Genomic DNA, 16294 nt, shown 5'->3' with positions numbered 1-16294 from the left:
ATTTGAATTTTCATTTTTTAACTGGTTCGAATTCAGATGACACAGATATATACTTTTTTACTCGATACCAATATCAACATTCTTTATTTTAACATTGGTTATAATGAATAAACAATTTATTTTAATATCAATTGAACTTTTTACGCGTTTACATATCTAAAGTGAAATAATTATCCTATAAGGAGTATTATAAAAAGATTCGAACATACATTTATATCGAATTTTACAAGGAGTATCACAAAATACTACTTTTATCCTGTTTTAATATAGCGAAGGCTAAGGCATTACTTTATAATATGCCTCAGCCTTCATTTTTAAATATATGATTAGTTAGATGATATGAGATTAGAGTATCATTTACTGTCATAAGCAATTTAATAATAAAACTCTAATTCACGTTTCAATTCGTCAACATATTCTTTAGAACCTGTAACAATAACGCGGTCTCTGTAACGTAGCTGAGTATCGCCATGTGGGACAATAGATTCATTATTTCTAATAATACGAACAAAGATAATATCCCCACCGAATGGGAAATTACGTAGTTGAATCTGGTCATATTGATGATTTAACATCGCAATTTCATACAATGACGTTTCAACATTACTTAACAAGTTAAGCATATTAGGTGTTTCTATTAAGCCTTTTAATAAAATTTTATTACTCATATAACTACTAAACACTTCAATACCTTCTCTTTGGAGAGACTCGTCATTAGAACTAGATTCTAACCTACAAATAACTCGTTTTACACCATGAGCTTTTGCCATTAATGCTACTTTGCGATTAATACCGTCATCGTTTGTCGAACATACAACAATATTGCGCTCAAATAAACCAAGACGCTCAAGTAACCCTTCTTCATAATCTGCAATTTCAATCATTGAAATTGCATCAGATAATTTACGTTTGTCACTTAAATCATTTCGATAATAAAGAGAAACTTGATAAAGTTGTGAAGATAAATTTTGAGCAATTGGGATCGTTAGTTGGTTCTTTCCTATCAAACTTACTTCAATTTGTCTTGTTGCTTCGTCTGGTATCGGGAACATTTTCTTAAAGATAATTGGTACAAATACACAAGTAATAACGGCACTTAATATCAAAATACCAGATATCTCTGGTGAAATTGTACCAAGTTGTTCTGCAATTTTAGCAGAAGCAATTACTAATGATAATGTAGATGTTAGTAAAAATGCAGAAGAAATTGTAGTTTTCATATCAAACCATCTACGTATATAAAATACTGGTATCAGTTTAGATATTAGAAAAGCTAGTATTAAAAACGGAATAATCAGCAATAATGCTGGCTCCTTAATCAACTCTGGGATATTTAAATCTACACCAACCATGATAAAGAAGATTGGAATAAAGAATCCATATCCAAACGAATCTAACTTTTCCACCATATCCTCATCTGGATTAAGAAGAGAAACTACAACTCCTGCTAAAAATGCGCCTAAAATATTTTCTGCACCAACACCTTCAGCTAAAGCCACTAACAATAAGATAAGTGCGAACACAGCACGTATGCCAATTTGAGTAGTACCATCCATTAATTTTTGTAAGAATTGTGCTTTCTTGAAGAAACCACCTAAAAAGTAAAAAACAATTGTAAATACCACTAAACTACCGATTAACCACAATGATGTATTGCCTGAAGCATGAAACGTACCATATGCTGTTAATAAGATCATTGTTACTAAGTCTGCTAGTACAGCAACTAACAAGATAAATTGTCCAATTGTCGTACGCATGATATTCATTTCTTTTAACGTTGGTACAACGACACCTAATGAAATCGTAGATATAATAATAACCATTAGTAAAACATCATCAATTAGGCCGAACCATTTGAACATGTATGCAAAGACAATAGATATAATCATAATAAACATAAATACAACTATGGCAAGCTGTAAATGACCTGGTTCTTGCTTTTTAACTTTTTCTTCTTTTTTAGTTGAACTTTTATCTCTTTTAAAAGCTTTAAAATCAATTTCTAAGCCACTTAAAAACATTAAGAATATAAAACCTAAAGTTGATAATATATTAAGCATTGAATCACGTTCGACTAAATTCAAAAAAGAATTGCCTATAATAATACCCATTAATATTTCAGCTACAACTATAGGTAAAAATGTAATCCTTAGTCTATTGACTATAATTGGTGTAAGAAATGCCGCTAAAACTACGACAACAAGTGATACAAATTCCATATAACCCCCTTATGTTAGGTAAGACATAAATGATGTTGCTAATCCAAAATAAATCAACATACTGACAATATCATTAATTGTAGTGATAAACGGACCACTTGCAACTGCAGGATCAATTTTTAATTTGTTCATCACTAACGGAATCATTGAACCTACTAATGTACCCACTGTCATCGCGATTGTTAAACTACTGCCTACAATGGTTGCTAAGATTGGTTGGCCATATAAGACCATAATAATGATAAATAACAAGATTGCACAGACCAACCCACTTAAAAATCCACTACCAGTTTCTCTTAATGCGACTTTAAATTTACTTTGTTCATCAATTTCACCTGTTGAAATATTACGAACAGAAACGGCAAGCGATTGTGTACCCGAGTTTCCAGACATCCCACTAATAATTGGAATAAATGCAGCCAATAATGCAACTTTTGATAATGTATCTTCAAATGATCCTAAAATTGTCGCGGTAATCATTCCTAAGAATGTAAGTATAATCAACCATGGCAATCTTTTTCTTGCAGTTTTAATTACAGAATCATTTGTAGCATCAACGTCTGATACACCGGCTAAACGAGAGTAGTCTTCACTTGCTTCTTCGTCCATAACGTCTAAAATATCATCAATCGTAATAATACCAAGTAAATGGTCTTGGTAGTCGACAACTGGCATTGCAATGAAATCATAGTCTCTCATTTTTTGAGCAACATCTTCTTGGTCATCGGCTGCATTTGCACTAATGACACGTTCACTCATGATATCTTCGATGTAAGCATCATTTTCGGCTACAATCAAATCTCTAAGTGAGAGCACACCGGCTAGTTGTTTATCATCATTCACAGTAAAAATAACATAAATTGTTTCTGCATTAGGGGCTTGTTCTTTGACATGAATAAGCGCTTCTTTTACAGGCATTGTTGCTTTCAATGAGATATATTCAGTAGTCATGATACCACCGGCAGTATCTTCATCGTAATGTAATAATGCTTTAATTTCTTTAGCGTCTTCACGCTTCATTAGTGTGAGGAGACTAACTGTTTTTTGTTTAGACAACTGATTCATAATATCTACGGCATTATCGTAAGACATGTCTTCTAAAATCTTACTAGCATAATTAGCATCCATCGTATCAAATAATGCTTCGTATTCATCTTCATCGATTTCTAATTGTTCAAAGAAATCGGCAACTTCTTCTGGCGATAGTACTTCAAAGATACGTTGTCGTATATCTTCATCACTATCTTCAAAGTATTCACTTTGTTCATATGTATGCATAGATAAGAATTCATCTCTAAATTCGTCAATATGATTATTAATCAACAAATCATCTAGCAATACTTTATCATATACTTGCTCATCCTCTAATGTAATTGATTCTTTTTCATTAGCCATTAGCCCCACCTCCATAGTTCTTTTAAATTATATCATATTAAATATAGTTTCAATCGCGTCATATCTATCGTTTATTATAATTTTTTGTTTTTTAATTGGGTGAATAAATGATATTTGAATACAACGTAATAATTGATGATGATAAGTTTCATCTTTACCGCCATATAAGTCATCACCTACTAAAGGATAACCAATATGTTGAAAATGCACACGTATTTGATGTGTTCTTCCTGTCAGCAAACTCACTTCACATAAAGTATGATTATTAGTATGTTCGAGTGCTTTATATTTAGTCTGTGAAGACTTTCCTAAACTACTGACTTGACGCTGGATAATACTATCTGGATGTCTTGCGATAGGAGCATCAATTAAATCTTCACCGTCTAATAGGCCGTGACAAATACATAAATATTTTTTATCGATTTTAATTTGGCTCATTAAATGATGAATAAATCCATGCTTTGCCAACACAACAATGCCTGATGTATTACGGTCTAAACGCGTAACAATGTGTGGGGTCAATGATAACTTTCTATCATTAAAATAACCCAACACTTGCTCTACTAAACTAAAATGTAAATGATCTCTAGAAGGTGCACAATTTTGTTGGGCAAATTTCGACACAATAATTAAATATGAATCTTCATATAAGATATTTAACCCGTCGTTATATGGTTTTAAGTTAGAGCTTGGTGTTTCATCACTTAAAAATACTTCCAAATTATCATTTATAGCTAATTGCTTTCTGACTGTAACTGGTTGTCCATTAACTAATAAAGCGCCATTATGCTTAATGGCGCTTATCGTCCGTTTTGAAAATTCTTGTTGTTGTAAAAATGTACGAACCATTTCTGGCTGCTGTATTGTATAAGTAAATTTCATTACTCATCATCTCCACTTGAAATGAACGAGTCATGTACTCTTTTCCAAAACGGAAACGGTCTAAATCTAGCGAATCTAATCTTCTCATTGGCTACGCGATATTGTATTGCATTAACATTTTTGTGTTTTATACTAACGTGGTCAATCGTCGTTAAAATAGTATCATGATTAACTGGTGTTATTAAACACGTATGGTGTTTGGGCAAAACTAAAGGAGAACCTACAGTTCTAAATACCCGGTTGTTTATTGATGCAATTTCAGCAATTTGCATTGCTTCTAATGACGGATGTATCAATGCGCCACCTAATGCCTTATTGTATGCTGTAGAACCTGATGGTGTAGAAATACATAAACCATCACCTCTGAAGCGTTCAAATTGATTACCTCTAATATTCACATCAACAACTAAAGTAGAACCATTTTCAGTTTTCATAGTAGCTTCATTTAATGCTAAATGACGTGTCTCGTATCCATTATCATTATAACGCACAATAATTTCTAACAAAGGGTATTCAATGACTTGGAATTCAGAGTTATTAATCTCAATTATGAGTTTTTCAACTTCATGTGGCACCCAATCAGCATAAAAGCCTAAATGCCCTGTATGAACCCCTACAAACGCACAGCGAGATAGCATATGACTATACTGATGAAAAGCTTGTAACAGAGTTCCATCTCCCCCAACAGAAATAACGATTTCTGGATTATCTGGGTCTTCAACCATCTGGAAATCTTTCATATGGTTAATCATTTTATGCTTTAAAGCATTCGATTTTGAATCACCTTTAGATAAAATCGTATAACGCATCGTAACATCCCCTAGTCATTATTATGCTTTTTCGCACGCTTTTTAGAATAATATTTCTGAGCTTCTTGAATTTCTTCTTTAATTTCTGACATCTCTTCATCCAGCAAAAATGCCGCTTCTGCTGCTCTTTCCAATCGATGTTGAATCTCCGGTGGATAATCTCCATCATATTTATATCTCAAAGTATGTTCTATCGTTGCCCAAAAGTTCATTGCTAGCGTTCTAATTTGAATCTCTGCCAATATTTTCTTCTCCCCATTTAATGTTTCAATAGGATATTCAATAATGACGTGGAATGAACGATAACCACTTTGTTTGGTATTACTAATGTAATCCCGTTCTTCTACAACTTTAAAATCTTGACGCTGTCTTAATAAATTAACCACAATATCAATATCATCAACAAATTGACACATTAAACGCAAACCTGCAATGTCATACATTTCTTCATGTAAACGATCAAAAGAAATTTGACGTTTATTAGCCTTATCAATAATGCTTGTCATGGGTTTGACTCGCCCTGTTACAAATTCTATAGGAGATGCATTATCTTCTACTTCATATTGTTTTCTAAGCCCTTTTAATTTAATTTTCAATTCGTCTACTGCTTGTTTATATGGAGATAAAAACTGATCCCATTGATTCATTGTGCCTCACTCCGCTTCAATCTAATTCGAAAATATCCTCTACAACGGAAACAAACTCCTTACCATAATTTGAATTACCTTGAATGTTATCCAATATGTAATTAAACTCATTTTCGAATTGTTTTAATTCTAAGTCGTCATTAACGATAATTTTTTTGCCTTTGTTTTCATATAACATAGACCACGTTTCTTGTACAAATATCAAGTACGAATAGTTTTGTCCGTCGTCTAAAATGTATGCAAAGCTGTAATTATCACTATCAACAAGCATTTGTCCTGCTTCTTGTAAACCTTCTGTGGATTGTTCTGTATAGCAATTAATGCTATCTTCTGTAATTTTAATTTCATTCACATAAATACGCATGCTTGTTCCTCCTTATTCTTCATTATTTTAACATAATTTCATGCTACATAACACGTTACAAGATAATGTTATACCAACATCAATCCATCAATTTCAACTATTTATGTAATCATAAATGCAGTTCAATTTAAATTAAATAAAAAGTGTTTTAAAATAAATGAATATACGCAGCAGAAGGAGAGATTATAGTGGCAACAAATAACGAGATTGAATTCAAACAATTGTTAACAGAAAGTCAATACAATGTTATTCATAAAACCTATTTCAACGAAATTGAACCTTATAAACAAACAAATTTCTATATTGATACGCCAGACTTTGATTTAAAAGACCATAAATCAGCTTTGAGAATTCGTGTGAAAGATGAGTACTTAGAGATGACATTAAAAATACCAGCTGAAGTAGGTCTTACTGAATACAATTTTGAAACACATGTCGTTCCTGAATTAAACAAGCCTATTCCAGAACAATCGTTGCCTTCTGAAATTGCAGATCAACTTACAAAGATGGATATCGATTTAACTGAATTAATTATTCTTGGTTCACTTAAAACTGAACGCTTAGAGAAAGAAATAAATGGAAACTTACTTGTACTTGATAAAAGTACTTACCTAGATTTTGAAGATTTTGAATTAGAATACGAAGTAGAAGATTATGATGAAGGTTTAATTCAATTTAAATCAATCCTTGAAAAATTTGATATAAAACATGAAATTCCAGCTAATAAAGTACAAAGATTTTTTAATCGTAAATCAAATTTATATCATAATTAATCACATGCAATTGTAAGAAGTCGAATTACTTCCAAATGTAAAAATTCATGTTATATTAGTATTATATTAACAGGATACGGTGATATTATGACGCAAACACCATATGAAATCATTGGCCAAAAAGCCTTATATGAGATGATTGATTACTTTTATTATTTAGTAGAACAAGATAGTAGAATTAATCACTTGTTTCCTGGAGATTTTGCAGAAACAAGCAGAAAACAAAAACAATTTTTAACACAATTCTTAGGTGGCCCAAATCTTTACACACAAGAACATGGTCATCCAATGTTGAAAAGACGTCATTTAGATTTTATTATAACAAATCATGAACGTGATGCTTGGTTAGAAAATATGTATAAAGCTATACAGCATGCTGATTTTCCCGAAGGTGTCGGTGATTATTTATACGAGAGATTACGTTTAACAGCGAATCACATGGTTAATTCCGAAAATTAATTGTAGGTGGAATAGACATGACTGAAGAATTAAGATTAATACAACCCAATAGTCGTGAAGATGTAAATCTTTCACCTGTTAGTAAGATAGAAATTTATTCCTTTTTTGATCCATTCAGCAAGGAATGTTTTAAATTATCTGCAATCCTTTCTAAATTACGCATTGAGTATAAACAATATATAAGTATTAGACATATATTGAACCCTTCATTACGCGTTTTGACAAAATGCCAAGCGCAAAGTACATCTGATTTAGATAATATCGCACTCGCATATAAAGCCGCTGAACTTCAGGGACGTATACGTGCAGAGCGTTTTATACATCTTGTACAAAATGAAATTATACCCAAGCGAGATATTATTACAGAATCGATGGTTAATAATTGTATCAGTAACGCAGGACTAGACTACGAAGTTTTTAAAGAAGATTTGCAAAGTAACTGTTTAAAAGATAGTTTACAAGTTGATTTGCATATCGCACGAGAAATGGAAATTGAAGAAGCTCCTTCCCTCGTATTCTTTAGCGAGGACGTACACGAAGAAGGATTAAAAGTAGAAGGATTATATCCTTACCATATTTATACTTATATTATTAACGAACTCATTGGTTCAACAATTGAAAAAGAATTACCACCGAGTCTTGAAGAATATATTCAACAACAACAATTAGTTACTAAAGAAGAGTTACTGACAATATATGAGTGGCCAGAAAAACTAATGAATAAAGAGCTGAAAAAGTTAGCAATTCAACAAAAAATTGAAAAACTTAAGTCGCCAGACGGCAAATTTTGGAAAGCTAAAAATTAATGCTCTATGATTTAACTTTATAATCAAATAGATTTTATTAAATAGATAATGACATAAAATGTTCTACTTAAATTAAAAACGATAATTTTTACTACAATTCAGTAAAAAATTATCGTTTTTTTGTTTTCACTATATTTTCCACTTAAAGTTGATTGAATAGTTATTCAATTATACTCATTTTTAGAAGAATCATTAAAAAAGAGTACAAAAAAACGCCGTGTCTGATTACACGGCGCTAAACAAAGGGGATGGGAGAAATTTTTCACTTCAAACAAAGGGGTATGTTTGTTATGTGATTAATTTCATGTTTATAATATAACACGGTAAAATACACCTTTCAACCTTTTAAATTAAATAAATTTAGTTTGTCACAAACTTGTCATATTGTAAACGAATACATTCATACTAAGCTTTCATTAACTTTTCAAAAGCATCTAATTTTTGTTCGAATACTTGGCAAGCTTGCTCAATTGGTTCAGGTGTTGTCATGTCTACCCCAGCATTTTTCAAGATTTCTATTGGATAATTTGAACTACCTTTTTTCAAGAATTCATTAATGTATCTATCTACTGCAGGTTGCCCTTCAGTTAATATCTGATGACTTAAACTTTGTGCAGCGCTATAGCCTGTTGCATATTGATACACATAGTAGTTCATATAAAAGTGAGGAATTCTTGACCACTCTTTGCTGATATCTTCATCTGTTTCAACTGAGTCACCAAAATAAACGCGGTTTAATTCAGCATATTCTTCGTTCATACGATTTGCTGTTAATGGCTCTCCTGCTTCTTCGATCTGATGAATTTTGTGTTCAAATTCAGCAAACATCGTTTGTCTAAATAATGTGGCACGGAAACGCTCAAGCTCTTGGTTCAATAACAACAATCTACGTTCATCATCTAAATGTTTATCCATATAATCACTTAGTAATGCTTCATTACAAGTAGATGCTACTTCCGCGACAAATATTGTATAATCGCTTGAATTAGATGGTTGATTTTTACGACTGAAATAACTATGAGCTGAATGACCAAATTCATGTACTAACGTGTATAAATCTGACACAGTATTGGACCAATTTAATAAGATAAATGGATTTGTTAGATGTGCACCTGAAGAATAACCGCCTGAACGTTTACCTTTATTTTCATATACGTCTACCCAACGATTATTTAATCCTTCATTTACTACTTCCATATACTCTTCACCCATAGGTTGTAAAGCTTTAACCATCCAATCTTTTGCTTCCTCATATGGCATTTCAAACTTCACATCTTTAACTAAAGGTGTATATAAGTCGTACATTTTCATATCTTCAAGACCTAACAATTCTTTACGTAATTCTGTATAACGGTGCAATAATGGTAAATATTTATGGACTGTTTTTACTAAATTGTCATAGACTGCTTCTGGGATATGATTATTACTTAAAGCTGCTGCTCTTGCAGATTCATAGTTATGTGTACGTGCATTAAACACATTCTTTTTAACTTCTCCTGCTAATGTAGCACTTAAAGTATTATTATAGGCACCATAAGCTTTATATAAATTTTCAAATGCAGATTTTCTTAATATACGGTCATCTGATTCTAAACACTTTATAAATGTGCCTTGTGTAAGTGAATGGCGATCACCATCCTTATCGATAGCATCTTCAAACTCTAAATCAGCATTGCTGAACATACCATATACATTATCAGCTGTTGATAAAGCATCTTGTGCCTCTGTAAGTAACTTTTCTTTATCCGCACTCAACACATGTGGACGCTTTTCATTAATTAATTTCAAATCAAATTCATATTGTTTTAAATTGTCATTTTCATCAATAAATGATTGAATCTTGTCTTCATCAATTTGTAATATTTCAGGTACTAAGAAACTCCATCCTGAACTAAACTTAATTATTAATTGATGCGCACGCGCTTCATAACCCGTGTATTTATCATTAGCTGTATCTTGATCTTGCTTTAAATGTGCGTATACATAAACTTTTTCTAATTTAGAGCCTAATTCATCTTCTAAAGCTAATGCTTGATATAAAGTCTCAGCACTATCAGCTAAATGACCTTTAAATTTTTGTTCTTTTCCTAAATTTTGTTCTGCTTCTTTAAAAGCTTCTTCAAAAGCTTCATCCGATTCGAATATGGTAGTTAAATCCCATGTATATTCAGGATATTTACGTTCTTGTTCTTCTCTTGTTAATTGTTGTGTCATAATTTTAGTAAACCTCCTATTAAATTCAATACCATAATTTTCTCATGTAAGACTCAATTTTGCACGTTTTTATACCTAATATTTCGATATGATTTTTGAAACTTATAGATAATTGCTTGAACTATTACTTGGCTATTAACATCATAATTATAAAAATGATTATACTTAATAGTATTTAAGAATAAGCCTTCATTAATATTGTTTTTATCTAACATATTTAGCAATTGCAATTGCCAATAAATAGGATGTGATTGTACAAATATTTGTTCTGGATACACCATACCTAAATTTTCACAAACCCATGATTCCGTTAGTTGTAAATTGTAAATAACACTCAAACTAGGCTCACGAACAGTTCTTTGACGTCTGCAATACTTGATATATTGTTCAATTGAAGACTTCGTTAATTTAAAATGACATGGTAACATTGGAGAGTCATTTTTATTAAAATAATATGTAAATTGTTTGTATGAAAGTTGTTCCCTAATAGCTATGTAACGATTTCCACCAATGAATTGAACTATTTTATATCTATATAATAAAAACGTGTCGCTATGCCACGAAAAAAGTTGTCTTCTTTTCAAATTAATATAAGTACGTTCAGACTTATTTAAAATTAAAATTTTTGTTCTTTTATTATATTTCAACTTACCGATAATCCAAATAACATCAAAACCAATACTGGCTAAAGCATTGCTTCGCTTTTTTATATTATCTATAGTTATATTTGAAAATTGTATTTCAATCGCAATTTTATTATTAATGATTAAATCAGGATATTGATAGCACTGATATATATAAGGTTCAATTACCACATAATAATCTAATTTATTTAATTGCTGTGCCAATTCATATTTAAACATATAATGTTCATAAGTCTCACCTTTGTTACAAAAGTTTGAACTTCTGTGAACATGAGCAAAATGCGCTGTTTTCATTGTCCCTTTTTTTAAAATAACTTTATTTTGACAATGCGGGCACTTATAATCACAGTTTTTATTAGCGTTATGCGCAGTTATTAATACCCCGTTGCCATCTTTCGCGTAAAACATGTTTGAATCACCTCATTTAATATACACGGCAATCTCACATAAATTACTTTAGTAAATTATAATTTCAACTTACCTAATATAAAAAAGCCGACAAAGTATAAACTTTGTCGGCCTAGGGTCTTTCTTATAAACATAACTCTTACTATACATTACAAATCAATTCTAGTAATGGTTATATCATTCATTTATTCACATTAATTACTCTGCAGTGTTTGGGAAATAACGACGCACTTGTGACGCAACATTATGGCTCATGATTATTTTTGCATAGTCATTTAAATATACTTCAGATTTATCAGTAGGATATGCGAACTCAAGTAATTGACTATAACTATCATTAATTGTTTCTTGATCTACATTTTCGTCAAAATGCACAGCATAATAATAAATATTGTTAAGACTATATAATAAATCTTCAAATGCATCTGTCACTTGATCGTTGTGATGTGCATAATCGATTACTTCTTCTAAATCACTAAATTTAACAATAACAGTACGTGTATTTTGCTGTTTATGGTCATTTCGTTCTTGGCTATGGTTATTTTCTTTCTGTTGTTGACGTTGCTCAAATAAATCTTCTAAACTATCATCTTGATCAAACGTCTGTGATAATAAATCGTTCACTTGATAATCAAGCTGTTCATTATCTTCATCTGACATATTTATCAAATCTTCATTTTTAGATTTAGATATCGTTACCTCAACACCTTTTTCAAAAGCGTGTACTTGAATCCATAATGGGCCTTCAACAACAAAATCTTCTTCTTCATTGATTTCTTCCATCATATTCCAAAAGAATTCTTCTCCACGTTTGCGATTAGTCCACAAATCTTCACGTTTAAAACCTCTTGCTTCAATATCACTATATGTTATAAATAATTTAACGGTAGTATCGTCAACGCGCTCTATTCTCATATCATCTCACTCCTTACAGTCGATGAATAGTAATCATATTGTATTAGAACATAGCAATAATTACAATTGATTTGTTTGATTAAATTTCACTAAATTCCAATTAGTATCTTATATTAACATATACCCTTATATTAGCCAAAAAAACAGCACTAACTATTCAAGCGTGCTGCACCAAAATTAACTTAATTCTATATTAAATCGATTTTTTCGCTTAGACAACCTTTGCGTTTGACCTAAACCTATTAGTATTTGTTATATTAAATATAATAAAACCATAAAGCAATTTTTTAATTCATTACTTTATGGTTTACGATTTATTTATTTCACTTATAATTTGTCTTAGTCAACCATACGTTGCGCTTCTTGCAATTGGAACGTACGAACTTTTCTAGGTAAGAAACGTCTGATTTCATCTTCGTTATAACCAACTTGTAGACGTTTTTCGTCTAAAATAATTGGACGACGTAATAAACCAGGATTATCTTGAATAATTGAATATAAATCTTGAAGTGGTAGCGCGTCAATATCTACATTTAATTTTTGGTAAGTTTTAGAACGTGTAGATATAATTTCATCAGTACCGTCTTCAGTCATTTTTAAAATTTGTTTGATTTCGTCAATTGTTAAGTGTTCTGAAAAAATGTTACGCTCCGTATACGGAATGTCATGTTCTTGTAACCATGCTTTCGCTTTACGGCAAGATGTGCAACTTGGTGAAGTAAATAATGTTACCATACATCTCACTCTCCTATTTTTCATGAATGTAAATTCATTTGATTTCAATATTTATATGATTAGGAAACTTTATAGTTTTCTTCGCCTTCCTTAACCTTACAATGAAAGTATACCCTTTCAACATTAAAATTAAATGAGAATTCTCTAATTTTTTTAAAAAATTTAAAATAAAAGTATTTCTCAATAAATTCAACTAGAAATATTGATGTACATGTAGTTTAACATAACTTACAAATGATTGAAATACTGTTATAATAAACGTATTGTGTATTAAATTAAATTTCAGAAAGTAGGCATCATAAAATGGAAACATTATTTTCAGGTATCCAGCCTAGTGGGATTCCAACAATTGGTAATTACATTGGCGCATTGAAACAATTTGGTGAAGTACAAGATGATTACGATTGTTTCTTTTGTATCGTGGACCAACATGCAATCACGGTACCCCAAGATCGATTAAAACTACGTAAACAAATTAGACAACTTGCTGCAATCTATTTAGCTTCTGGTATAGATCCAGAAAAATCAACACTGTTTATCCAATCTGAGGTTCCTGCGCATGTTCAAGCAAGTTGGATGCTCACTACAATTTCTTCAATTGGCGAATTAGAACGTATGACGCAATTTAAAGATAAAGCAGTAAAACAAACTGAAGGTGTACCAGCAGGATTACTAACTTATCCACCATTGATGGCTGCTGATATCGTTATTTATAATACTAATATCGTACCAGTTGGTGATGACCAAAAACAACATATGGAGTTAACACGTAATCTAGTAGATAGATTTAACTCCCGTTATAATGATGTATTAATCAAACCAGAAATCCGTATGCCAAAAGTTGGAGGCCGCGTGATGAGTCTTCAAGACCCAACTAAAAAAATGAGTAAAAGTGATGATAATCAGAAAAACTTTATTTCACTACTTGATCAGCCAAATGTTGCCGCTAAAAAAATCAAAAGTGCTGTAACAGATTCTGACGGTATCATTAAATTTGATCGTGAAAATAAACCAGGAATTTCTAATTTATTATCTATTTATTCAAGTTTAACTAATGAATCTATTGATTCACTTCAAGAAAAATATAAAGACTCAAACTATGGCGTGTTTAAAGCAGATTTAGCAGAAATCGTGAAATCATTCTTAACTAATTTCCAAGAAAAATATGACTATTATTTCAATTCTGCTGAGCTTGATACAATTTTAGATAATGGTAGAGATAAAGCACAAAAAGTGTCATTTAAAACATTGAAAAAAATGGAAAAAGCTATGGGCTTAGGTCGTAAAAGATAACTTACTGATCTTACAATTTTCAGAACATAAAAAAGGAGAATCCAGTACTTCGGATTCTCCTTTTTTATGCTTATTTCTCTTTCTTTTTACCAGTTTTAGGGTCGATACTCTTATCAATTTTCACATGTTTTAGGGTAGTATCTCCACCAATTTGATGATACACCAAACCTTTAACTTGAGGATTAGTTAAATGCGCTTCCCCTTTTTGGTAAATCGGTGCAACTGGCGCTTCTGCTAACAATAATTCCTCTGCTTCCTTCATTGCTGCATTTCGTTCTTCAGGTTTCTTCAATAATTTGCCATTGGCATCTTTAACTAATTTATCGAATTCTTTATTGCCCCATCCTGTATTATTAGATGGATTACCTGTAGTCATAATATTCAAGAAAGTTAATGGATCTGGGTAATCTGGTCCCCACCCAGATAATGATGCTTCAAATGTCTCAGAATGTTCTTGATTCACCCTTTGTTTAAACGGTAATTGTTTAATATTCATTGTAACTCCTGGCAAATTACTTTCAACTTGTGCCTTGATATATTCTGCTGAAATTTTTGCATCTGGAGTATCTTCCGTATTCATTGTAAATGTTAGCTCTTTGATACCTAACTCTTTTTTGGCTTTCTCTAAATGTTGTTTTGCTGCTTTAGGATTATATGTTAACGGCGAATCAATTGATTCGGTAAAATCCTTACCATCTGGCGATTTAGCAGTTAGTTTAGATGTAAAGCCATCTGTAGCTTCAGAACCATTATTTTTAACTGAATTTACATAGCCTTCTTTATCGATAGCCTGAGAAATTGCTAACCTTAAGTCTTTGTTTTTAAATTCGGGTACATTGTCTCGATTTAACTTAATATAAAATGTACTTGCTAATAAACGTTTCTTTAATCCTGGATTATCTGCATATTTATCAACTTGGTCGGCAGTTATCGTTGTATCGTCTACAGAACCTGTGTCATATAGTGACGCACCTGCTTGCTGATCTTTCAACACTTTATAATTTACACGATCTAAATTCACTGCTTTTTTATCCCAATAATCATCATTTTTCACAAGTTGTATTTTATCTTCCACTTTCCAATCTTTTACTTTAAACGGTCCATTGAACACTGTTTTATCAGCTGTAGTACCATATTGTTGTCCAGCTTTCTTCACAGCTTTTTCATTTTGTGGCATAAACGTTGCAAAGGCTAGCATCTCATTCATATATGGTATTGGTTTTGTTAATTCCACTTTTAATGTGTGGTCATCAACTGCTTTAACTCCTAGCTCATCTACGTCTTTTTTGCCCATATTTATTTCTTCAGCATTCTTTAAATCATACATAATATAAGCATATTCAGATGCAGTGTCTGGGTTAACGACACGTTTCCACGCAAATTCAAAATCATGTGCTGTAACGGGGTCACCATTAGACCATTTTGCATCTTTACGCAAATCAATCGTCAAAGTTTTACCACCATTACTTTCTTTTGGCATAGCTTTTGCAACACCTGGTTTCGCTTTATCATTTTTATCTAAGGTATATAAACCTTCATATACCTGATTATATATATCAAATGAAACTGTATCAGTAGCTAAGGCCGTATCTAATGAAGAAATATCTTGTGGTATCACTTTTCTAAATACATCCCCTTTATCGGAATAAATTCCTTCAGCATTGCCACAGCCTGCTAATACAACCGATAGTACTACTAAAATAATTAAAAACTTAGATTTTTTCATCATTT

General features: G+C 31.5%; 15 protein-coding genes. 4 read left to right on the top strand and 11 right to left on the bottom strand.

Annotation, left to right across the window (positions count from 1 at the left end):
- Positions 1-374 precede the first annotated feature (374 nt).
- From ACSUE0_RS09860 to ACSUE0_RS09835, 6 genes are read right to left on the bottom strand one after another with little or no spacing between them, the layout of a single operon-like run.
- Positions 375-2219: a monovalent cation:proton antiporter family protein gene (locus ACSUE0_RS09860; protein WP_119614021.1), complete on the bottom strand. Its 1845-nt coding sequence runs from the start codon at positions 2217-2219 to the stop codon at positions 375-377.
- Positions 2220-2228: 9 nt separating this feature from the next.
- Entirely contained in the window at positions 2229-3614 is a 1386-nt protein-coding gene (gene mgtE, locus ACSUE0_RS09855; RefSeq protein WP_436957177.1) for a magnesium transporter, read from the bottom strand.
- A 27-nt stretch (positions 3615-3641) separates the two neighbouring features.
- Positions 3642-4496 carry an RluA family pseudouridine synthase gene (locus ACSUE0_RS09850; protein WP_119614023.1) on the bottom strand — a complete coding sequence of 285 codons (855 nt, stop codon included), beginning with the start codon at positions 4494-4496 and terminating at the stop codon, positions 3642-3644.
- Positions 4496-5305, bottom strand: coding sequence for an NAD kinase (locus ACSUE0_RS09845; RefSeq protein ID WP_017722298.1), 810 nt, complete (start codon positions 5303-5305; stop codon positions 4496-4498). Before ACSUE0_RS09845 ends, ACSUE0_RS09850 begins: the two co-directional genes overlap by 1 nt.
- 11 nt (positions 5306-5316) lie before the next feature.
- A complete protein-coding gene (locus ACSUE0_RS09840) occupies positions 5317-5952 on the bottom strand; it encodes a GTP pyrophosphokinase (protein WP_017722299.1) in 636 nt (211 codons plus the stop codon).
- A 16-nt stretch (positions 5953-5968) separates the two neighbouring features.
- Complete coding sequence (locus ACSUE0_RS09835; protein WP_436957175.1) at positions 5969-6316, bottom strand: hypothetical protein; 348 nt, start codon at positions 6314-6316, stop codon at positions 5969-5971.
- Between the two features lie 188 nt (positions 6317-6504).
- Here ACSUE0_RS09835 and ACSUE0_RS09830 point away from each other — a divergent pair, with 188 nt between their 5' ends.
- The 3 genes from ACSUE0_RS09830 to yjbH all read left to right on the top strand — a co-directional run bounded on the left by ACSUE0_RS09830 (position 6505) and on the right by yjbH (position 8354).
- On the top strand, positions 6505-7089 hold the full coding sequence (locus tag ACSUE0_RS09830; protein WP_119614024.1) for a CYTH domain-containing protein: 585 nt from the start codon (positions 6505-6507) through the stop codon (positions 7087-7089).
- 87 nt (positions 7090-7176) lie between these two features.
- Positions 7177-7548, top strand: a complete 372-nt coding sequence (locus ACSUE0_RS09825; protein WP_017722302.1) for a truncated hemoglobin YjbI — start codon at positions 7177-7179, stop codon at positions 7546-7548.
- A gap of 17 nt (positions 7549-7565) precedes the next feature.
- Positions 7566-8354, top strand: a complete 789-nt coding sequence (gene yjbH, locus ACSUE0_RS09820) for a protease adaptor protein YjbH (RefSeq protein WP_017722303.1) — start codon at positions 7566-7568, stop codon at positions 8352-8354.
- Positions 8355-8759: 405 nt separating this feature from the next.
- Here the strand turns inward: yjbH and pepF are convergent, their stop codons facing one another.
- The 4 genes from pepF to spxA form a co-directional block, all read right to left on the bottom strand.
- Entirely contained in the window at positions 8760-10568 is a 1809-nt protein-coding gene (pepF, locus tag ACSUE0_RS09815; protein WP_119614025.1) for an oligoendopeptidase F, read from the bottom strand.
- Between the two features lie 53 nt (positions 10569-10621).
- Positions 10622-11620: a competence protein CoiA gene (locus ACSUE0_RS09810; RefSeq protein WP_436957172.1), complete on the bottom strand. Its 999-nt coding sequence runs from the start codon at positions 11618-11620 to the stop codon at positions 10622-10624.
- A gap of 198 nt (positions 11621-11818) precedes the next feature.
- Positions 11819-12535 carry an adaptor protein MecA gene (mecA, locus tag ACSUE0_RS09805; protein ID WP_017722306.1) on the bottom strand — a complete coding sequence of 239 codons (717 nt, stop codon included), beginning with the start codon at positions 12533-12535 and terminating at the stop codon, positions 11819-11821.
- Between the two features lie 339 nt (positions 12536-12874).
- Positions 12875-13270 carry a transcriptional regulator SpxA gene (spxA, locus tag ACSUE0_RS09800; RefSeq protein ID WP_002483765.1) on the bottom strand — a complete coding sequence of 132 codons (396 nt, stop codon included), beginning with the start codon at positions 13268-13270 and terminating at the stop codon, positions 12875-12877.
- Positions 13271-13573: 303 nt separating this feature from the next.
- On the opposite strand from spxA, the gene trpS reads away from it, so the two are divergent.
- On the top strand, positions 13574-14563 hold the full coding sequence (gene trpS / locus ACSUE0_RS09795; RefSeq protein ID WP_436957170.1) for a tryptophan--tRNA ligase: 990 nt from the start codon (positions 13574-13576) through the stop codon (positions 14561-14563).
- Positions 14564-14633: 70 nt separating this feature from the next.
- Here trpS and ACSUE0_RS09790 read toward each other — a convergent pair whose 3' ends face one another.
- Positions 14634-16289 (bottom strand): peptide ABC transporter substrate-binding protein, encoded by a 1656-nt coding sequence (locus ACSUE0_RS09790; RefSeq protein WP_436957168.1) that lies wholly within the window; start codon positions 16287-16289, stop codon positions 14634-14636.
- Between the last annotated feature and the right edge of the window lie 5 nt (positions 16290-16294).

This window comes from Staphylococcus sp. AS1337 (assembly GCF_051408735.1).
GTDB lineage: Bacteria > Bacillota > Bacilli > Staphylococcales > Staphylococcaceae > Staphylococcus > Staphylococcus xylosus_B.
The sequence above is the reverse complement of the archived record's forward strand: the minus strand, read 5'-3'. Positions and strand labels throughout refer to the sequence as shown.